Raw genomic sequence first — 14106 nt, 5'->3', positions numbered from 1 at the left:
CGTGGGCAACAAGACGCAGACCCTCATGGTCTACCTGCAGGACTTCATCGGCCAGTACAACTCCTATCTGCAGGGCGCGAACACGCAGATCGCCAACGCCAACCAGACGCTCACCAACCTCGCCCGCGGCCAGTAGACCGGTCAGCCTCCTTAGTTCCTTCTAAAAACACTTCATTTTCTCAGGATGGGAAATACCATGGCAGAATCCACTCCTCTCAGTGACAACGACATTGCCGCCATCATCAATGCACTGAACAAGGGCGCCAGCATCGGCGACGTGTGCAACGTGACGGACGAGCAGATGGAAGGCCTCTATGCCCTTGCCTACAATCTCTACACCTCGGGCAACTTCGCCGATGCCGGCACCGTGTTTCAGGCGCTGTGCCTCTACAGGCACAAGGAAGACCGTTTCTGGCTCGGCCTTGCCGGCTGCCGTCAGGCGCAGGGAGATCTGAAGGGAGCCATCGACGCCTATGCCATGGCGGGCACCGTTGATCTTCTGCGCAACCCCATACCTTTTCTCTTCGCCGCCAAGTGCTACATTCAGCTCGGAGACAGAGAAAACGCCATCGGCGCTCTCAAGGGACTGCTCACTCTGGGAGAGGAAACGAATCCCCAGCACGCAGACTGCCACAGAAAGGCCCGCGCGCTGCTTACCATGCTCAATGCAAGCGAGTAAATCATGGTTGATTTCAACACCATAGACAGTACAAACAGAACAAGCTTCTACTCCTCTGCCGACGGTCCTCAGAAAGCCGCCTCCGGGACCTTTGCGAACTCCGCGGTTCCCGATTCCACGGAGCAGGAGCTTCAGGCTCTGCTTTCCGAACTCGGCATACCCGATCTTCCCATCTCCTCCAGCGCCCTTTCCCTCGACACACTGCTCAACGCCATAGGAGACGACGTACGGCGGCAGGCCTGCCGGGACGGCGTCGCCAGTCTGGAACTCAAGGGTGAACAGCAGGCGGAGATCAACGAGAAGGAACTTCAGGAAATCGCCGACCGCCTGGAAGAAATGAAGAAGAAATCCGTGGCCAACGCATTTCTCAAGGCCTTCAAGATCATCGGGGCCATCGTGGGAGCCATTGCCTCTGCGGCCAGCATCGTGGCCGGAGCGCTTACGGGCAATCCTCTGCTCATTGCCGCAGGCGTCGTGGGCATGGCCATGACCGTGGACAGCGTGGTTTCCCTTGCCTCCGACGGAAAGTACAGCCTTGCCGCGGGATTCACGGAGCTCGGCAAGAAGATGGGCATGAGCGACGAAGCCGCCCAATGGTTCGGCTTCGGCGTGAACATGGCCTTCATGGTGGGTTCCATAGCGGTCAGCTTCGGCGCGGGCTTCGCCTCCAGCGCCGGCAGCATCGCCAATGTCGCGGGCCAGACGGCACAGAAGGCCGCCCAGATAACGAGCCTGGCTTCCAAGGTGTCCAACATTGCCTCCGGCGCGGTGAGCATGGGATCGGGAGCCGCCACCATAGCCGGCGCCGTGTTCGACTACAACATCTCGCAGAGTCAGGCCGACAGCAAGGAGCTTGAAGCCATTCTGGAACGCCTCCGCGAAGCCATCAAGATGGATCGCGATCTCGTGGAGTCGGAGATGGAACGGGCCAACGACCTCATGTCGAAAGTCAGAGAAATCGTCGGAGAATGCGCGGAAACCCAGAGTGCCATTCTGGGAGCTTCTCCCGCCATGGCCTGACCGGAAAGGTCAGAGAAAAGGATGATTCCATGCCCATAGACAGCGTAAACAATCTCGTCGGATTCGACCAGCCTCTGTACGACATTCTGAAGAGCGCCTATACGAAGGCCACGGGCAAGACCGACAGCGACTTTGAACAGCTTGTCCTTGCCACCTCACAGAACGGCAAGCTCTCCTTCATGGAGACCGTGGACGAAATCCGCGACCTGCTGCCGGATCCGCTCGGCAAGGCATCCTCCTGTGCCGGAGTCGTTGCCCTCCCCTCCTTCGGCAGCACCTACCTCGCACTGATAACGGAAATGAGCTCGGAAGAACGCCGACGGAACGCCGAAATGCGCGCCCTTCAGACGGAGGAAATGGTTTCCCAGATAGAGAAGCAGGCCGACACCATACGCGACAAGGCCATAGTTCAGCTGGTCACGGGAGTCGTCACCGGAGCTTTGAGCATAGCCCAGGGCGCGGCATCCATAGGCATCATGTCCAAGGGCATTGCAGACAGCGAACAGACCGCCAAGAATGCCTACAAATCCTCCATCGAGACCTCCACGGGCGGCGGAACGAAAGCCATCGTCGGCGAGCAGGCCATGAACGCCACGCTGGAGAAGGCTCAAAACGCCTCCACTCTGGCCAGACAGCAGGCCGACATGATGCTCAACACCAGAGTGCAGGCCTTCAACTCCTCCATGGGCGGACTGAACAGCATTCTCGGCAGCATAGGCCAGTGCGTGAGCACCATGTACGACGCCGCCCTCAAGGAATCGGAAGCAGACGTGGAACGCATCCGTGCCCAGCAGCAGAATCTGGAAAGTCTGGACGAAGCCCTGAAGACGCTCATCCAGAAGGCCATCAGTTCGCAGGAAACCATTCAGCAGAACATAAACCAGACCAGAACCAAAATTCTGGGCTGACAACAAATTCCGGAGAGGCGCCCCCTCTCCGAAGCCCGGACGACATTTTCCCCGCCTTCGCCCGCACGTCCCGGAGCACAACGCATTTGACAGCCATCGGCAAAAGTCACTAGAGTAGGAAAAATTCAGGAGATTGTCATGACGTCGCCTCTTCAGCCGACCGCCGACATCATCACCCGGGCTGCAGGATGGAAACAGGCCATCCCCGATGACGACGGAGTTTTCCGCTTTTCTCTGGAAGGCGGCCTGAACTTCGAACTGTTCTCGCCCGAAAACAGCACCGGCATACTGCTTGCTGTGCTTGAGAGCGTTCCCCGGCAGAACGACGAACAGGCGGAAGACGTCATCCGGCGAATGGCCGCTCTTGCGGCCGGATGCATGAAAAAGCGCCGTTCCGTGTTCAGCATCGGCGAAAGAGGCTTTGAGCTGTATCGCACCTTCCGCATTGCAGACGTTTCGGAAAATACTCTGACTGCCGAAGTACGCGACTTTCTTAACGACCTCGCCTGGTGGAAAAAACAGTTTTCCCACTCCGCTTCCGCCCCAAGCCAGCAACGGACGTCACCGTTCAGCTTCTCCTTCGGCGACTTCTTTTCCGACGGCTCCCTTCAAGGATGACTATGCGGCCCTTCCCTCACGCTTCCGCCTTCCGGCGCTTCTTCTTCCGTTCCCTCGGACGAATCGGTCTGTCCGGCCTGTGTCTTCTGTGCTTCTGTGCCGCCGCTCTGGGGGCCGGTCCCTTCCGGCATCCCTTTTCCTACTATGCCGATCATCAGGAACTCGGAACGGTGCTCATGAGCTTCGCTCAGGCCGAGGGGTACACGGCCTCCATTTCGCCCTCCGTCAAGGGAACCATGAGCGGAAGGTTTCAGAACGTGGATCCCATGACCTTCCTTACAGGAATGCAGAACGCCTTTGACGTGAGCTGGTATACCCTGGGCCGCACCCTGCATTTCTATGCCGCAAAAGAAAGCACGAGAACCTTCATTTCTCCCCGCACCGGCACGGCAAGGCAGCTTTACAACGCGCTCAGGAATTCCTCGGTGTTCTCCCCTCAGCTTCCCCCTTCGCTGGGAGAAGCGGGAGATGTCATTTCCGTGTCCGGCCCCCCGGAATACCTCGATCAGATACGCAGCGCCGTGGCCGCCTTTGAAGCCTCGCAGACGGAACAGATCGTCATGCGGGTCTTTCCGCTCAAGCACGCCTGGGCCGAAGACATGACCGTGAGCAGCATGGACAAGACCGTCACCGTCCCCGGCATTGCCTCCATACTCCGGGCCATGGTCATGGGTTCTCCCGTTTCCGGCACGCGCGTCACGCAGGAAAAGGCCACCGTGGAAAAGCTCGGCGGCAAGGGGCTGTCCGCCCTCGGCAACGTGGAAAGCACCGTGCCTCAGCCGGAAGCCGCGGCCACGCCCGTCAGCACCGGCAGCATCAGCATCATGGCCGACCCGCGCGTCAACGCCGTTCTCGTGAGCGACGCAGCCTACCGCATGCCCTACTACGCCCAGGTCATCAAGGATCTGGACAAGCCCGTGGAGCTTGTGGAAATCCATGCCGCCATCGTGGACATAGACACGGACTTCAAGAGAGAGCTCGGCATCGCCTTTCAGGGCTCGGGCAACAACAGCGACGGCTGGAGCGGAGGCGGCACGATCTCAGGGTCCACCACAGGCGGCACCGGCATGCCCTCTCCCGGCGTCATCGACAGCGCCGGAATGACGCTCTCCACCATCTATACGCACGGCAGCGACTTTTTCCTTGCCCGCATCCAGGCTCTGGAAGAAAACAACGAAGCCCGAGTGCTGGGCCGCCCCTCCGTGCTCACGGTGGACAACATTCAGGCCACGCTGGAAAACACCACAACCTATTACGTGGAAGTGGAAGGCTATCAGGCCGTGGATCTGTACAAGGTCGAAGCCGGCACCGTCCTGCGCGTCACGCCGCACATCATCCGGGAAAACGGCGAAACCTCCATCAAGCTTGCCGTCAACGTGCAGGATGACCAGGACAACAGCAGCAGCGTCACCACGAACAGCGGCGTGCCGCCCATCAAGCAGACGAAAATCAACACGCAGGCCATCGTCAACGCCGGACAAAGCCTGCTTATAGGCGGATATTACTACGAGCAGAAAGGCGAGGATGAAAGCGGCGTGCCCGTGCTCATGCACATTCCCGTCATCGGCAACCTTTTCAAGACCAAGGCTAAACAGAGCAAGCGCATGGAGCGCCTCATTCTCATCACGCCCCGCATCGTTCAGCTCAACGACAACAACGTTCCCCCTCAGGCGGAGGACCCCACCTTCCACCGTGCCGCCACGCAGGCGGACTATGAGCCGCGCGTTCCCGTCCAGCCCCGCGGTGCGGGCTGCTCCCGCTCTTCCAGCACGCCCAGGGTCTCCACGATCTCAGGCACGGAAAGGACGCTGTAAATGAACGGCGTGACGCTCAGAGTCTTTTCAGGCATCCACCTCGGCGCGGAAATAGCGCTGACGCAGGGCTCCTATGTCCTCGGCACCGACGACTCCTGCGACCTTATTTTCGAAGACTCCTCGCTGGTGGCCCGCCATGCCGTGCTGAGGGTGTCGGAAGATGAAGGCAGACCTCTCCTTTCTCTGGAGCCTCTGGACGGTCCCGTGAGCGTTGCCGGAACCAAGCTGCAGCAGGAACAGGCCGTCCCTCCCCGCCATCCCTTCCAGGCCGGTCTCGTGACTCTGGCATGGACGGATGACGCCTCGGCGGGAAGCGCCGCATGGCAGGAAGTGGAAGACCTCCTCGCCCGCATGAAAAATCCCGAGACGGCCGACCTTCAGGAACAGGCTGCGCCCCCGCTGGCAACGACGTTGGCATCGGATGCGGCCGATGCAGAAAAAAATGACGGCTCCGCACGCAGCCCTGACCTTTCTCTCGAACAATCGGAGAATGCTCCCGCCCCCTCCGCGCCACGACGTTCCTTCAAAAAGGCCGGCAGAGCGGGAGCCCTGCTTGCCTTGGTTCTTCTCGGTCTGCTTTCATTCACCTGGAACGACAAGAGCGATGAAATTTCCCGGGAAGAGCGCGTGCGCACGCTTCTCAGAGAGGCAGGCTATGAAAAGCTCAGCGTGACCGGCACGGAAAACGGCGTGACCGTCACGGGGCGCATCGCCTCCGACAGGGAGCGCGGCCGTCTGCTCAGGCTGGCACAGTTCTTGCATTTTCCCGTATATCTGGACGTGACCGTGCGCTCCGACTCCGCAGACGCGGTACGCGCCTCGTTCAACACGCTCGGTCTCTTCCCGGAAGTCACGGAGCTGCCGCCTTCGGCGCATCCGGGCCTGCTGGTCAAAGGCTACATCCAAAACGGCGTTCTGGAGGAGCAGGCGCTTACCGAAGCCATCCGCAACGTGCCGGACCTGCAGGCATCCCCCACCACAGGCAAGCCCGTGCTCGCCCTCTTCCGCGACATACGGCACGAGGAGGACGTTCAGATGCTGCTTCTTCCCGCGCTTGCGGCAGCAGGACTCGATGCGGTGAAGACGGAATACCTGCCCGGAAAGATCGTTCTGCACGGGGCCTTCACCCCGCAGACGAAGGCCGCTCTGGAAAAAACCGCGGCTGAAGTTCAGGAAAGGCTGGGGGTACCGGTACGTTTCGACATCATCAATGATTCCGAAACGCTCCAGCCCGCCAAGAGCGACAACATCTACGCCAGGGAGGAAGAAAGGCGGCCCGCGGTTCAGCCTGCCGCCTCTTCGGACAAAAGCGGCGGAGCAAGCTTCCGTGTCACGTCCGTTTCCATGGGGGCGCTCAAATTCATCACCCTTGCCGGGGGCGAACGCGTGTTTGAGGGCGGCGAGCTTCCGGGAGGCTACAGGCTGGAGAGCATTTCCGTCGACGCGCTCACCCTGAGCAGAAACAACCAGACAACCACCTACCCTCTGAGAGGTTCTCATGAGTGACTTCGTTTCCGTCCTCGACATCATGGAGAACGCCCCCTACGGAGCGCAGACCGCCGTGCAGGATGAGATCGCCGTCATGGACGCCGACCTGCGTCGCGCCATGGACAGGGGACTCACCCCGGACGACATGAAAAAAGCGCAGGCCGCAAGATCCGCCGCACAGGCCGCCGCCGTCATTCTCGACAAGCTTTTTGTCTGACAAAGGAGCATATCATGGATTCCATCAGCGGATTCAACGTTTCCCAGATGTTTGAAAATACGTTGCAGGGCATCAGCACCAAGGGGTCCGACCTCAACACGAAGATGGCGGAACTCGCCAACGGGGAGGAGCTGAGCAACGAGCAGATGATTTCCCTGCAGTTTGAAGTCGGTCAGTACAACACCATGATGGAAGCGCTTTCCACCGTGACCAAGAGCATGACCGACATGATGAAGAGCCTCGCGCAGCGCTCCAACTGACGAGGAGCGCTTGATCTTCGCCCGCACGGCGGACGAAGAACGACGGCAGGAAATGCACACGGCAGCTTCCGGCACAAGGCCCGAAAAAATCCGCCGCCGAAGACGCCCGACCGTCATCTTTACAACCCTGACAGCCCGTTGAGGACTGCCGACCGCATGGAGACATCATGCTTACCGATTCCCAGATCGCCCGACTTCTCGACATCGCCAACGCCGGGTGCCACAAGGGCCTGGTCCTTGAAGCCCGCACCATCTATGACGGCGTTCTGGCCGTCCGTCCCGCCCATGTCCCGGCGCTGATCGGACAGGCCCTCAGCCACATCGTCATAGGAGAATATGAAGAAGCCGAAAAGCTGCTTCGCAACGGCATTCTTTCAGAACATCCCGAAGACGCCGACGCGCAGGCCATGCTCGGTCTCTGTCTCTGTCTTGCCGACAAAAAAGACGAAGCCCGCGAAGTCCTCCGTCCCCTCAGCGAAAAGGACGGCAGCGCCTCGGAACTGGCCCGTTCCCTCATGGAACAGCTGGACCGGGAATAACTCTGACCGCCGACGGAGCGCGCATCCATGGACGCCGTGTCCCTTGCCTCGTCGAACCGACTTCTCGAAGCGTTCGAGCGCATGAGCCTCCCTCAGGGAGAGGGACTCGTCAGTTCCGGCCCTTCTCCCGTGCCGGATGCGCTCTCCCGTGCCTTCGAGCAGCTTCTGGAACAGCCCGACGTCCGGCCTGATGCCTCAGGAACGGCCGGACAGCCGGAGGTTCACGACGTCTCGTCGTCCGCACGGGATGCAGCGGCCGAGGACAGACGCACCGCAGAAAGTCTCTCCGCAGACCGTGGTTCCATTTCCGGGGCATCCGAAACGCCGCTTCTCACGCCCTCCGAACTCTATCGACTTCAGTTTCAGGTGGCCATGCTCCGGTTTCAGGCCGACTCCGGCTTTCAGGTCACCCAGAAGACCACGCAGGGCCTGGACTCCCTGCTCCGCAACCAGTCCTGACAAGGAAATGCCGTCATGTCGTTTTCCCGCTTCCACTGTCTTTCCGCCTCCCGCCGCCTTCTTTGCCTCATCCTTGCCGCGGCCTTTCTTCTGCTTGCCGGCTGCAAGACTGAAATCTATCAGGGGCTCAGCGAAAATCAGGCCAACACCATGCTGTCCGTGCTGCTGCGCCACGGCATTTCCGCGGAAAAGATCGCTGCCAAGAACGACTTCAGCATTGCCGTGGAAGAAAAGCAGATCGTTCAGGCGCTGGAAATTCTGAAGGAAAACAGCCTGCCCCGGGAGGATTTTCAGAGTCTCGGCCAGGTGTTCTCCGCTCAGGGCATGATTTCCTCGACAACGGAAGAACAGGCCCGGCTGGCCTATGCTCTCTCTCAGGAGCTCTCCGACACCTTTTCACGGATAGACGGCGTGCTCACCGCACGAGTGCACGTCGTGCTCGGTCAGACCGATCTCGGAACCGGCAACGTCACCCCTCCGAGTGCCGCCGTCTTTCTGCGTCACACCCCGGAATCTCAGGCGACAAGACTCATTCCCTACATCCGCGAACTGGCCGCCAACGCCGTTCCCGGGCTCATGCAGGACAGGGTCTCCGTCATGCTCGTGCCCGTGCGTGAAACGGTCAGCGTACCCATGCCCGCCGAATCCGGCGCAGCCGGAACCGACAACAGCAGACTCTATCTTCTGGCCGGACTCGCCGGTCTTCTGGCGCTGGCCTGCATCGGACTTGCCGCAGCCGCCGTCATCTATGTACGCAACCGCAGGAACAAGGCCCAGTAATTCATGGATTACCGATTTCTTGTCGAAGTCATCACGCTGAAACCCCGCCTTTTCCGGGCAATGATCGCCTTCAACCGCGAATATGCCGCCCCGGTTCCTGCGGAGCTCTCCTCGCTCGGCGGAACGTTCGCAACGCTCTGGACACGGCAGGACTTCCGGAGATCCTGGGGCCCGGCAGACCGGCAGGAGACCGGTTACTGGAATTTTTCCGAAGAGTCGCAGAGGCTGGCGCTGCTCGATGCCGACACGCTTGCAAGAGTCGGTCTTTTTTTCAGCGCCGCCGTGCACGCCGAAGAGCTTGCGCACGTCATCGCCCGCGAACAGGTGCTGGCGCTGCGCAGGGAACTCGGCGCCGACGTTCTTTCCTATGCACTCAAGCGGGGACGCTATCAGGTAGGCAGTCTGCGCCCTCTTCTGCTTGCGACGGACGTTCCGGGGGATCTGGCCGGGAGAGTCCGAACGCTTGCGGCAGCATCTCTCGGCATCGTAAGCTCAGACTGGCCCGAGCAGCTGAGAGCGCTTGCGGCATGCCGGCTTCCGCACGTCGACATGTCACCGTCGTCGGAAGAATCGTCCGTCCCGCAGCTTCGAAGGGAACCGCGCAGGGCCTTGTGGTTCACCATGAAAAAACTTCTTCTCAGGGAGGTCGCTCCGGAATGGGCTCCATGTTTCGACTAGGCGAAAGTTCCGTACGCCCCGCCGCGGGAACGAAAATCATCAAGGCTGACGAATACGCCCTCTATCTGGAGGCCTCCTCCCTGCTTGACGCCGCCCGTGAAAAGGCCGCCGCCATGGAAGCGCAGGCAGAAGAAGCCTATGAGCGCAAAAAGGAGGAAGGCTACCGCGACGGCATGGAGGAAGGCAAGCTGGAACACGCGGAAAAGATGATGGAAACCATCCTGAGTTCCGTGGAGTTCATCGAAGGCATCGAGGACACGCTGGTCAGCGTGGTCAATCAGGCCATCCGCAAGATCATCGGAGAAATGGACGGCAAGGAACGCATCGTGCGCATCGTGCGCAACGCCCTGAACAACGTCCGCGGTCAGCAGAAAGTGACGGTGCGCGTAGCGCCCGCCGACGAAGAGGCCGTCTCGCAGGCGCTTGCCGCCATGACCGCCGGCTCTTCCGGCAGCGGATTTCTTACCATCGTTGCCGACGCCCGCCTTTCCCGGGACTCGTGCATTCTGGAAAGCGAACTCGGCGTCGTGGACGCCAGTCTCGAAACCCAGCTCAAGGCGCTGGAACACGCCTTTCACAGCAAAATACGTCAGTAACGCCCGCGGAGCGCAGCCATGGCATTCGAGTACATAGGAGCTCTTCTTGAAGAAGCGGTGCAGACCACAACCCCCGTGGACGTGCGCGGCCGCGTGGAACAGGTCGTAGGCACCATCATCCGTGCCGTCGTGCCCGGCGTGAAGGTGGGAGAACTCTGCATACTCAGCAATCCCTGGGAAAATTTCACGCTGAAGGCCGAAGTCGTGGGCTTTGTCCGCAACGTGGCCCTGCTCTCTCCCCTCGGAAGCTGTCAGGGCGTCTCTCCGGCCACGGAGGTCATACCTACGGGAGAAATTCTTTCCGTTCCCGTGGGAGAAGAACTGCTCGGCCGCGTGCTCGACGGACTCGGCCAGCCCATCGACGGAGGCCCTGCGCTCAGGACCCGCCAGCACTATCCTGTTTTTGCCGAAGCGCCCAACCCCATGACGCGCAAGATCATCAGCCGACCTCTCACGCTCGGCCTGCGCGCCCTCGACGGCATGCTCACCTGCGGCGAAGGTCAGCGCATGGGCATCTTCGCCGCGGCAGGCGGCGGCAAGTCCACGCTGCTTTCGAGCATCATCAAGGGATGCTCCGCCGAGGTATGCGTTCTGGCTCTCATCGGCGAACGAGGAAGAGAAGTCAGGGAATTCATTGAAAACGACCTCGGCGAGGAAGGAAGAAAAAAGGCCGTGCTCGTGGTCTCCACCTCGGATCGTTCCTCCATGGAACGCCTCAAGGCGGCCTACACGTCCACGGCCATCGCCGAATACTTCCGCGACCAGGGCCGAAGCGTTCTGCTCATGATGGATTCCGTCACCCGCTTCGGCCGTGCTCAGCGCGAAATCGGTCTTGCCGCAGGCGAGCCGCCCACCCGGCGCGGCTTCCCGCCGTCGGTGTTTTCCGAGCTGCCCAAGCTCATGGAACGGGCGGGCAATTCCGACAAGGGCTCCATCACGGCGCTTTATACCGTGCTCGTGGAAGGCGACGACATGACCGAACCCATTGCCGACGAAACACGCTCCATTCTCGACGGACACATCGTTCTTTCGCGCAAGCTTGCCGCGCGCAATCATTACCCGGCCATAGACGTTCAGGCGAGCGTCAGCCGCGTGATGAATGCCATCGTGAGCAAGGAACACAAGAAGGCCGCCCAGAGACTCAGGCAGATTCTGGCAAAATATGCGGAAGTGGAACTTCTCGTGCAGATAGGCGAGTACAAGAAGGGGGCGGACAAGGAAGCCGACGACGCTCTCGCGCACATAGACAAGGTGAACGCCTTTCTCAAGCAGGGGCTCGGCGAAAAGAGCACGTTCGAGCAGACGCTGGAAGGACTGTTCGAGGCGGTGCGCTGATCGTGGAAGCCTATCCCCTCGCCGCTCTGCTCACCGTGCGCCGATACCGGGAGGAGAGCGCCAAACGGCGCGTGCGCAGCGCGGAAATCGCCGTCAGGGAGGCGGAAGAAAACGTGGCGCAAAAACAGCGGGAACTGGATGAGTTCCGCGTGTGGCGAAGGCAGGAAGAGGACCGGCGCTACGCGGCCGTCATGAACGTGCCCCTGAGCCTTGAACGGCTGGAACAGTTCAAGGCCGGCCTTGCAAGACTCGCCGATGAGGAGTGCACCCGGGAACAGGCCGTGCTTTCGGCAAAAAAAGAAGCGGAACAGCGTCGTGTTGAGCTTGAGGGCGCGAAAACGGCCGCAAAAATCGCCGGCAAAAACACTTCCAAAATAGAAGCGCACCGGGACATATGGAAGGAAGACGCCAAAAAGGAAGAGGAACGCAGGGAAGATCTGGAACTTGAGGAATTTCATCCCCTATCCCGCAAGGGCGCCGAAGCCGAGGGCGAAGACGCCTGACACGAAGGAGAGCAGCATGAGCAGCATGAACATCCGTTTTTCCGAGCCGGTATCTGCGGACAAAAGTCCTCACCGGGAGCGCGGCGAAAGCTCTCCTCCGCCTTGCGACAGGGAAGCCGCCGACCTTTTCATGAAGTCAATGGAAGAAAAAGCACCCGGCAGACATGACCTTGAAAGCGGCGGAACGAAAAAGGAGGAAACATCTCCAGCGCCGGACTCTTCAGCCGTTCTTTCCGGCATGACGAATCCCCTTGAAAGTCTTTTTTCAGGACGCATGGAAGAAGCGGCCCCGCCCGCGCCCGCCGCGCAGGGCCCCGAACAGGCGGATCTGGAAAAGCTGGTGGAACGCATTCTCGTGTCCACCCCGGAGCAGGGGGGACATGAGGTCAGGCTCTCTTTGGGAAGCCATGCCCTTCCCGGCACGGAAATAACGCTTCATCGCGACATGACCGGCATGCTTTCCGTCACGCTTTCAAGCTCCGACGCCTCGTCCTTCCAGACGCTGGTCTCCGCACAGGATTCGCTCAAATCCATGCTGGAAAGCCTGGAAAAAGGTAACGTACGCGTCGAGGTGACAAGAGATTCCGGCAGGGAAGACAACGACTCCGGCCGACGGTCGCGCACCTACATGACGGAGGACCAGCTTTCCCATGAATGATGACCTCAGATGAAGGATGGCCTTCTTCGAAAAAACAACGCTTCTCGACCGCAATGCCGGGGGGAAGTGCACAAACGCTCTTCACACGGAACGACACCATGGCGGAACACATGTATCATCCCACCTTCCGGCCCCCTTTTCTCCCCCGGGAAAAGGCACTTCTTCAAAACTCGCTTCTGCTTCGTCCCGGCCCGTGGAGCGCGCCCTTCGGTGCAGGAGAACTGGAGCTCTCCCCGCTGCCGGAGGCTCCCGAGTTTTCTCCCGCCTGCGTGCTCGACCTCGACATCAACGGAGCAGGCTGGCAGCTTGAGCTCGACGACACGGCACTGCTCCTTCGCCACGAAGCCTTTGCCGATGCCGCAGGACAGGCGCCCGCCTTCGATGAGCGGACTCTGCCGGAAGAAGTGCGCCGCGCGCTGCTGGAATCGATGCTTGCTCCCCTGCTCTCCTCACTGCGGACCCTGCTCGACCGTACCTTTGACGTGCGGGACGTTCATTTCAATGCCATCCCGGCAGGCCACCCCTTTTCTGCGGGATTCAAGGCCTCTCTTTCCGCCTGCAACGGTCTGCCGGAACTGACGACCTTTGTGCGGCTTTCTCCCCTGACCGCAGGAAGCGGATACGTGCTTGCCGAGGCAATCAGGACTCTCCCTGTACGAAGCGGCGGCCCGCTGAGCGAAGCGCTGAAAACCGTTCCCCTTGAAGTCGCGTTTGAATCGGGCTATCTTCGAATGACGCCGGAAGAGGTCGCCGCTCTCGCGCCGGAAGACGTGCTTCTGCCCGAGGTCTGGACGGCCCCGGAAACCCTGATTCTGCGCCTTCACCGCGAAAACGCTGCAAGCCTTGCGGCATCCTGCACCGTAAGCGGAGCGCAGGTCACGCTTGCCTCACCCCTATCCGAAGAACCGGACTCTTCCATGGATACCCCTGAAATCAAAGACATAGACATCCGCCTGAGCTTTGAACTCGACCGCCGCGTCATTACGGTGGGAGAACTCGAGGCGCTCACGCCCGGCTACACGTTTTCCCTGAACGGCGATCTTGCCTCTCTCGTGACCATCCGGGCCAACGGCAAGGCCATAGCCCGCGGACGTCTGGTGGACATGGACGGCACCCTGGGCGTACAGATAGCCGAAACGCTGTAGCGCGCTCCGGAGTCGCGGTCCATGTCCGACATCAATCCTCTGTACCTCATGGCCGGGCTGTCCCTGCTCGGACTCGCCCCCTTTTTCCTCATGATGGTCACCTCCTACGTCAAAATCGTGGTGGTCACCTCTCTGGTGCGCAACGCTCTCGGCGTGCAGCAGGTTCCCCCCGCCATGGTCATGAACGGGCTTGCCATCATCCTCAGCGTGTTCATCATGGCTCCCGTGGCCATGGACACCGCAGACATCGTCAGGAACATCACTCTTCCGGCGCAGCCGGGATTTTCAGACATACTCAGCGTTGCCGACAAGGCCTCGCCTCCGCTCCGCCGCTTTCTCGCCGCCAATTCCGACGAAAAGGTGACCAACATGTTCATGGGCACGGCCAGACGCATCTGGCCGGCGGAAC

The 14106-nt window shown here is 60.5% G+C and carries 17 protein-coding genes and 2 pseudogenes; all 19 read left to right on the top strand.

Going from position 1 to position 14106, the window contains the following annotated elements; translation table 11 throughout:
• Positions 1-136 (top strand): annotated as a pseudogene (locus QZZ60_RS06605) (USH1C-binding protein 1); the annotation flags it as partial.
• 60 nt (positions 137-196) lie between these two features.
• The gene (locus tag QZZ60_RS06600) at positions 197-679 is read left to right on the top strand and encodes a SycD/LcrH family type III secretion system chaperone (RefSeq protein ID WP_295639551.1); all 483 of its coding nucleotides are present in this window, start codon (positions 197-199) and stop codon (positions 677-679) included.
• A gap of 3 nt (positions 680-682) precedes the next feature.
• Entirely contained in the window at positions 683-1699 is a 1017-nt protein-coding gene (locus QZZ60_RS06595) for a type III secretion system protein (protein ID WP_295639549.1), read from the top strand.
• 29 nt (positions 1700-1728) lie between these two features.
• Complete coding sequence (sctB, locus tag QZZ60_RS06590; protein WP_295639546.1) at positions 1729-2607, top strand: type III secretion system translocon subunit SctB; 879 nt, start codon at positions 1729-1731, stop codon at positions 2605-2607.
• A gap of 138 nt (positions 2608-2745) precedes the next feature.
• Positions 2746-3225, top strand: coding sequence for a hypothetical protein (locus QZZ60_RS06585; protein ID WP_295639543.1), 480 nt, complete (start codon positions 2746-2748; stop codon positions 3223-3225).
• A gap of 2 nt (positions 3226-3227) precedes the next feature.
• On the top strand, positions 3228-5039 hold the full coding sequence (gene sctC, locus QZZ60_RS06580) for a type III secretion system outer membrane ring subunit SctC (RefSeq protein ID WP_295639540.1): 1812 nt from the start codon (positions 3228-3230) through the stop codon (positions 5037-5039).
• Positions 5040-6545 carry a type III secretion system inner membrane ring subunit SctD gene (gene sctD, locus QZZ60_RS06575; protein WP_295639538.1) on the top strand — a complete coding sequence of 502 codons (1506 nt, stop codon included), beginning with the start codon at positions 5040-5042 and terminating at the stop codon, positions 6543-6545. It begins immediately after the preceding gene.
• Positions 6538-6744, top strand: a complete 207-nt coding sequence (locus QZZ60_RS06570) for a hypothetical protein (protein ID WP_295639535.1) — start codon at positions 6538-6540, stop codon at positions 6742-6744. Before sctD ends, QZZ60_RS06570 begins: the two co-directional genes overlap by 8 nt.
• Positions 6745-6758: 14 nt before the next feature.
• The gene (locus QZZ60_RS06565; RefSeq protein WP_295639532.1) at positions 6759-7004 is read left to right on the top strand and encodes an EscF/YscF/HrpA family type III secretion system needle major subunit; all 246 of its coding nucleotides are present in this window, start codon (positions 6759-6761) and stop codon (positions 7002-7004) included.
• A 167-nt stretch (positions 7005-7171) separates the two neighbouring features.
• On the top strand, positions 7172-7543 hold the full coding sequence (locus tag QZZ60_RS06560) for a tetratricopeptide repeat protein (protein ID WP_295639529.1): 372 nt from the start codon (positions 7172-7174) through the stop codon (positions 7541-7543).
• A 27-nt stretch (positions 7544-7570) separates the two neighbouring features.
• Positions 7571-8002, top strand: coding sequence for a hypothetical protein (locus tag QZZ60_RS06555; RefSeq protein ID WP_295639526.1), 432 nt, complete (start codon positions 7571-7573; stop codon positions 8000-8002).
• Between the two features lie 15 nt (positions 8003-8017).
• Positions 8018-8782: a type III secretion system inner membrane ring lipoprotein SctJ gene (gene sctJ, locus QZZ60_RS06550; protein ID WP_295639523.1), complete on the top strand. Its 765-nt coding sequence runs from the start codon at positions 8018-8020 to the stop codon at positions 8780-8782.
• Between the two features lie 3 nt (positions 8783-8785).
• Positions 8786-9460, top strand: coding sequence for a SctK family type III secretion system sorting platform protein (locus tag QZZ60_RS06545; RefSeq protein ID WP_295639520.1), 675 nt, complete (start codon positions 8786-8788; stop codon positions 9458-9460).
• A complete protein-coding gene (locus QZZ60_RS06540) occupies positions 9448-10056 on the top strand; it encodes an HrpE/YscL family type III secretion apparatus protein (protein WP_295639517.1) in 609 nt (202 codons plus the stop codon). The genes QZZ60_RS06545 and QZZ60_RS06540 overlap by 13 nt, the downstream gene beginning before the upstream one ends.
• 18 nt (positions 10057-10074) lie before the next feature.
• The gene (gene sctN / locus QZZ60_RS06535; RefSeq protein WP_295639513.1) at positions 10075-11391 is read left to right on the top strand and encodes a type III secretion system ATPase SctN; all 1317 of its coding nucleotides are present in this window, start codon (positions 10075-10077) and stop codon (positions 11389-11391) included.
• Positions 11392-11393: 2 nt separating this feature from the next.
• On the top strand, positions 11394-11894 hold the full coding sequence (locus QZZ60_RS06530; protein WP_295639510.1) for a YscO family type III secretion system apparatus protein: 501 nt from the start codon (positions 11394-11396) through the stop codon (positions 11892-11894).
• Positions 11895-12168: 274 nt separating this feature from the next.
• A complete protein-coding gene (locus QZZ60_RS06525) occupies positions 12169-12552 on the top strand; it encodes a type III secretion HpaP family protein (protein WP_295639507.1) in 384 nt (127 codons plus the stop codon).
• 98 nt (positions 12553-12650) lie between these two features.
• Complete coding sequence (gene sctQ / locus QZZ60_RS06520) at positions 12651-13697, top strand: type III secretion system cytoplasmic ring protein SctQ (RefSeq protein WP_295639505.1); 1047 nt, start codon at positions 12651-12653, stop codon at positions 13695-13697.
• A 21-nt stretch (positions 13698-13718) separates the two neighbouring features.
• Positions 13719-14106 (top strand): annotated as a pseudogene (locus QZZ60_RS06515) (EscR/YscR/HrcR family type III secretion system export apparatus protein); the annotation flags it as partial.

Source organism: uncultured Mailhella sp. (assembly GCF_905187505.1).
Classification (GTDB): domain Bacteria; phylum Desulfobacterota; class Desulfovibrionia; order Desulfovibrionales; family Desulfovibrionaceae; genus Mailhella.
The sequence above is the reverse complement of the archived record's forward strand: the minus strand, read 5'-3'. Positions and strand labels throughout refer to the sequence as shown.